The following is a 5,168-nucleotide window of genomic DNA, read 5'->3' on the forward strand; positions in this document are numbered from 1 at the left end:
GTTTTTGGGGGTGTCTCGGTTTGCGGCGCCCCGCGCCCCCGCCCCTCGGCTATTTCGCGGACCGCGCCGGATTCAGGACGGGCGGCCCGCCTTGGGCATCGTCTCCTGCACCAGCGCCCACAACAGGTCGGCCAGCAGATGGTGCACCTGCTCGCGGCTGAGGTTGCCGCGGGTGATCCATTCCCGCCCCGCGGCTTTCACCAATCCGCCGTAGGCGCGCACCATGGCCCGCAGCTGCGGGTCGTGTGCCGAACCCGCGAGGCCGACCATGCACAGCGTGCGCTCGGCCGCGGCATCGTCGGCCTGGTCCAGGATCTGCTGGACCTCCGGGTCGTCGCCGACGCCCTCGTGACTGGTCACCTTCACCCAGGTGCTGCCGTGCTCGGCGATGGTGTCGAGCAACCAGCGCACGCCTGCGTCGACGCGCTCGCGCGGGGTGCCCGCGGGCACCGGCATGTCGTCACCCCGCGGCAGGGTCACCATGCGGCGGACCACCGCCAGGTAGAGATCGCGCTTGTTGCCGAAATAGTGGTTGATCAGCCCCCGGGCGACCCCGGCGCGCGCGGCGAGCTCGGCGGTGGACACGGCCGCGTAGGGCCGTTCGCCGAACATCTCGATGGCGCACGCCAGGATCTGGGCTCGGCGCTGATCGGGTTCGAGGCGTTTCCGGCGGCCCGGTTCCGCGGCACGGGCCGGCGCCGCGGAACGACCGGACACGTCAGAGTGACCGGGCAATGAGATCCTTCATCACTTCGTTGCTGCCCGCGAGGATGCGCAGCACGCGGGCACCGGTGTACAGCTCCGAGATCGGATACTCGGTCATGTAACCGTAGCCGCCGAACAACTGCAGGCAGCGGTCGACCACGATGTTGAGCTGGTCGGTGATCCAGTACTTGGTCATCGCCGCGGTCGGGATGTCCAGCTCGCCGCGCAGGTGCTTGGCGATCGACTCGTCGAGGAAGGTGCGGGCGACCTTGGTGATGGTGGCGCACTCGGCGAGCTCGAACTTGGTGTTCTGCATCGCGTACAGCGGCTTGCCGAAGGCCTCGCGGCCCTTGGTGTAGTCCAGGGTGAGCTGGACGGCCTTCTCCATCATCGGCACCGCGATCACGGCGGTGACCAGCCGCTCCTGGGCCAGCAGCTGCATCATCTGGTAGAAGCCCTGCCCCTCGGCGGTGCCGAGCAGGTTGGCGGCGGGCACCCGCAGGCCGTCGAAGAACAGCTCGGCGGTGTCCTGGCCCTTGCCGCCCATCTTGCTGAGGATGCGGCCGCGCTTGAAGCCGGGAGTGTCGTCGCTCACCTCGGCGAAGATCAGCGAGACGCCCGCCGCGCCCTTGGTCGGGTCGGTCTTGGCGGCGATGATGATGCCGTCGCAGAGCCAGCCGTTGGTGATGAAGATCTTGGAGCCGGTGATGACGTACTCGTCGCCCTCGCGCACCGCCCTGGTCTTGATGTTCTGCAGGTCGGAGCCGGTACCGGGCTCGGTCATGCCGATGGAGAGCACCATCTCGCCGCTGGCGGCCTTGGGCAGCACCCGCCGCTTGAGCTCCTCGGTGCCGAACTCGGCGATATAGGGCGCGATGATCGAGCTGTGCACCGGCATGCCGAGCGCGCCGTCGCCCGCCCTGGTCTGCTCCTCGATGATGGCGGCCTCGTGCGCGAAGGTGCCGCCGCCACCGCCGTACTCGGTGGGCACCGCGGCGCACAGCAGGCCGAGCTCGCCCGCCCGGTTGTACAGCGCGCGGTCGGGATGCCCCTGCGCGACGAACTTCTCCTCGTGCGGGACGACCTCCTTGTCGAAGAAGTTGCGGGCGAGTTCGCGTACCGCCTCGACCTCGTCGTCACTCCACGGGGCGCGTGCCATGCTCACGATCCTTTGCTCGATCTGCTCGATGTGTTCGACATCGCCCGGCCTCGATCGCCGGGACCTCGGCATCAGATTCCCAGCACTATTGGCGAATTGTCAACAGCGGTCGCACACGCGCCCGGATCGGAGCAGTCGCCGTTTGCGACAATGGTTGCTCGCGTTCCCGGTGGCAGGGCGGCGATCCGCCGCGTTCCCCACCCCCAGCTCACGAAGGATGTCCGAAGACCCGATGGCCGAACACCGTATCGATCCCGACGACTTGGCCACCTGTCTGCGGGTACTGGATCAGGCGGCCGGCCTCGACAAGGACCATTCGGATTCGATCGCCGTGCAGCGCGCCGTCGGGCACATGTTCAAAAAGCTCAAGCAGCGCAGGCGCGAGGAGGCGCGGCGCCGGGTCGCCGAGAACGACCGGGCCGTGGTCGCGGCCACCGCCACCGGCTCGCCCAACCGCATCGACGACGAGACCGCGGGCATCCCGCTGACCTCGACCGCCAAGGGCGCCAGCGCGGGCACCCTGATCCGCTCGCGGCCGTGCTACATCTGCAAGCAGCACTACACCAGGGTGGACGCCTTCTACCACCAGCTGTGCCCGGACTGCGCCGCCTTCAGCCACGCCAAGCGCGACGCCCGCACCGACCTGACCGGCCGCCGCGCCCTGCTGACCGGCGGGCGCGCCAAGATCGGCATGTACATCGCGCTGCGGCTGCTGCGCGACGGCGCGCACACCACCATCACCACCCGCTTCCCCAACGACGCGGTGCGCCGTTTCGCGGCCATGGAGGACAGCGCCGACTGGCTGCACCGGCTGCGTGTGGTCGGCATCGACCTGCGCGACCCGGCGCAGGTGATCGCGCTGGCCGACGATGTCGCCGCGCGGGGACCGCTGGACATCCTGATCAACAACGCCGCCCAGACCGTGCGCCGCTCGGCGGGCGCCTACAGCGCGCTGGTCGAGGCCGAGTCGGCGCCCCTGCCCGCCGGTGCGCTGCCCGAGGTGATCAGCTTCGGCAAGACCATGCAGCCGCACCCGAGCGCGCTGACCGCCTCGCTGACCCCCTCGCTGCTGTCGGCGCCCTCGCTCACCGCCGCCCACGTGGCCGAACTGGCGCTGGTGGCCGGGTCGGCCCCGCCGGAACGCATCTCGCGGGGCGTGGCCATCGACGCGGGTGGGCTGGTGCCGGATCTGGCGCACACCAACAGCTGGGTGCAGACCGTGGGCGAGGTCGACCCGACCGAGCTGCTGGAAGTGCAGCTGTGCAATTCGGTGGCCCCGTTCATCCTGGTGTCGCGGTTGCGCCCGACCATGGCGGCCTCACCCGCCAGGCGCAAGTACGTGGTCAACGTCTCGGCGATGGAGGGGCAGTTCAGCCGCGGCTACAAGGGGCCGGGCCATCCGCACACCAACATGGCCAAGGCGGCGCTGAACATGCTCACCCGCACCAGCGCCACGGAGATGCTCGAGAGCGACGGCATCCTGATGACCGCCGTGGACACCGGCTGGATCACCGACGAGCGCCCGCACTACACCAAGGTGCGCCTGGCCGAGGAGGGCTTCCACGCGCCGCTGGACCTGGTCGACGGCGCGGCCAGGGTCTACGACCCGATCGTGCAGGGCGAGAACGGCGTGGACCTCTACGGCTGCTTCCTCAAGGATTACCGGCCTTCGCCCTGGTGAGCGGGCCTACCCTTGGCGTATGGGCTACCGCCTGCTCGCCGATCTCACCGCGTGCGCGCACTTCGCGTTCGTGGCCTACGTGGTGCTGGGCGGATTCCTGGCGTGGTGGCGGCCGTGGGCGTTCTGGCCGCATCTGGCCGCGGCCGGCTGGGGGCTCGGCTCGGTGGTGGCCGGTTACGACTGCCCGCTGACGGATCTGGAGAACTGGGCCCGCAGGCGGGCCGCGCCCGCCGCGCCGTCGGCGGCGGATCGTCCCGTGCGGTGACCGCCCGCGCCGACCGCCTCGTCCACGACCCCGCTCAACCCAGGACGCGGGTCACCAGGGCGGCGACCTCGTCGGGTCGTTCGTCGAGGTAGAAGTGACCGCCGGGGAAGGTCTCGCGCCGGAACGCCGCGGCGGTGAAATCGGCCCATTCGTCGGCCTGTTCGACGCTCATGGTCGGATCCCCGGTGCTGACCAGCGCGGTGACCGGGCAGCGCAGCGGCTCGCTGGAGCGGCGGGCGTAGGTCTCCACGGCCTGGTAGTCGCCGCGCTGGGCGGGCAGCACGATCTCGGCCAGACCGGGTTCGGTGCGCAGCACCGCGATCGGGGCCGGGTCGGCGGCCAGGCGTTCGAGATCGGCGATGAGGTCCTCGTCGGAGCCCAGATGCAGCCTGCGCGTCTCGACGAAGCTCGGCGCGGGCCGCCCGGAGACGAACAGCCGGGCGACCGTGCGCCCGGCGGACTCCAGCCGCCGGGCGGTCTCGTAGGCGACGGTGGCGCCCATGCTGTGCCCGAACAAGGACAGATTCGCCACCTCGGGCTGGGCCAGCAACTCTTCGGCGATCCGGTCGGCCAGTTCGTGCAGATCGGTGACCGCGGGCTCGCCCAAACGATCTTGACGCGCCGGGTACTGCAGCGCGAGGACGGCGATGCCCGGACCGACGCGATCGGCCAGATTCCGATAGGCCGTGGCCGAACCGCCCCCGGGAGGGAAACACACCAGGTGGTGGCGGGGCGAGGCCTCGATACGCAAGGCGCGCAGCCAATCGGTGGCCGTGATCGCACTCTCCACGTCGATCTCCTTCTGCTTGTAACCGCTAGTCTCGGACTGGTGAACGCGCACAATCGGCTGGTCCACGAGTACGAATCCGGAATCGGCGTCCCGGCCTCCGGCATTATCGATTCGCCCGATCCCGGCAGCAATCTCGCTGCGACACTGCCGGTGTGGACACTGGCCGCGGGTTCGGTGGCCTCCGTCGCGGCCGCGGCCAATCGTATGCGCGACGCGCACGGTCTGGCTCCCGTGACCCATCGGATCGATCCCGAGCGCATCACCGCCGCCTTCTCCAGTGACCACCTGCTGCGCGTCGACGGCAGGCAGGTCCAGAGCTGGGCCGACCTGTCCGGCTTCTTCCCGACCTTCGACGGCTGGGTCCGCACCCACGCCAACTATCCACATCACAGAGTCAGACTGCTGGCGGCGCTCGGGCTGCCCGAGGACATCCCGTTCGACATCGCGGTCGCGCAGATCGCCATGAGCCGCGCCTCCGACATCGAGGACAACGCCGCCGCGGTGGGGGCGGTGGCGGTGCGGGTGCGCACCGAGGTGGGATGGGCGGCCCCCCCCCAGGCCGCCGAGG

5 protein-coding genes and 1 pseudogene are annotated in these 5,168 nt (G+C 70.2%); 3 read left to right on the top strand and 3 right to left on the bottom strand.

Annotated features, from left to right (window positions below):
• Window positions 1-72: 72 nt before the first annotated feature.
• Together QH283_RS04765 and QH283_RS04770 are read right to left on the bottom strand one after the other, a co-directional pair.
• Window positions 73-735 carry a TetR/AcrR family transcriptional regulator gene (locus QH283_RS04765; protein WP_432420657.1) on the bottom strand — a complete coding sequence of 221 codons (663 nt, stop codon included), beginning with the start codon at window positions 733-735 and terminating at the stop codon, window positions 73-75.
• Complete coding sequence (locus QH283_RS04770) at window positions 719-1,864, bottom strand: acyl-CoA dehydrogenase family protein (RefSeq protein WP_280501796.1); 1,146 nt, start codon at window positions 1,862-1,864, stop codon at window positions 719-721. The genes QH283_RS04765 and QH283_RS04770 overlap by 17 nt, the downstream gene beginning before the upstream one ends.
• 217 nt (window positions 1,865-2,081) lie before the next feature.
• Between QH283_RS04770 and QH283_RS04775 the strand changes: the two genes are divergently transcribed.
• Entirely contained in the window at window positions 2,082-3,545 is a 1,464-nt protein-coding gene (locus QH283_RS04775; protein ID WP_432420658.1) for an SDR family NAD(P)-dependent oxidoreductase, read from the top strand.
• 19 nt (window positions 3,546-3,564) lie between these two features.
• Window positions 3,565-3,810: a DUF2784 domain-containing protein gene (locus QH283_RS04780; RefSeq protein ID WP_432420659.1), complete on the top strand. Its 246-nt coding sequence runs from the start codon at window positions 3,565-3,567 to the stop codon at window positions 3,808-3,810.
• A 34-nt stretch (window positions 3,811-3,844) separates the two neighbouring features.
• Here QH283_RS04780 and QH283_RS04785 read toward each other — a convergent pair whose 3' ends face one another.
• Entirely contained in the window at window positions 3,845-4,600 is a 756-nt protein-coding gene (locus QH283_RS04785) for a thioesterase II family protein (RefSeq protein WP_280501797.1), read from the bottom strand.
• A gap of 39 nt (window positions 4,601-4,639) precedes the next feature.
• On the opposite strand from QH283_RS04785, the pseudogene QH283_RS04790 reads away from it, so the two are divergent.
• A pseudogene (locus tag QH283_RS04790) lies at window positions 4,640-5,168 on the top strand (CoA transferase); the annotation flags it as partial.

The sequence above is a fragment of the Nocardia farcinica genome (assembly GCF_029867845.1).
GTDB lineage: Bacteria > Actinomycetota > Actinomycetes > Mycobacteriales > Mycobacteriaceae > Nocardia > Nocardia farcinica_A.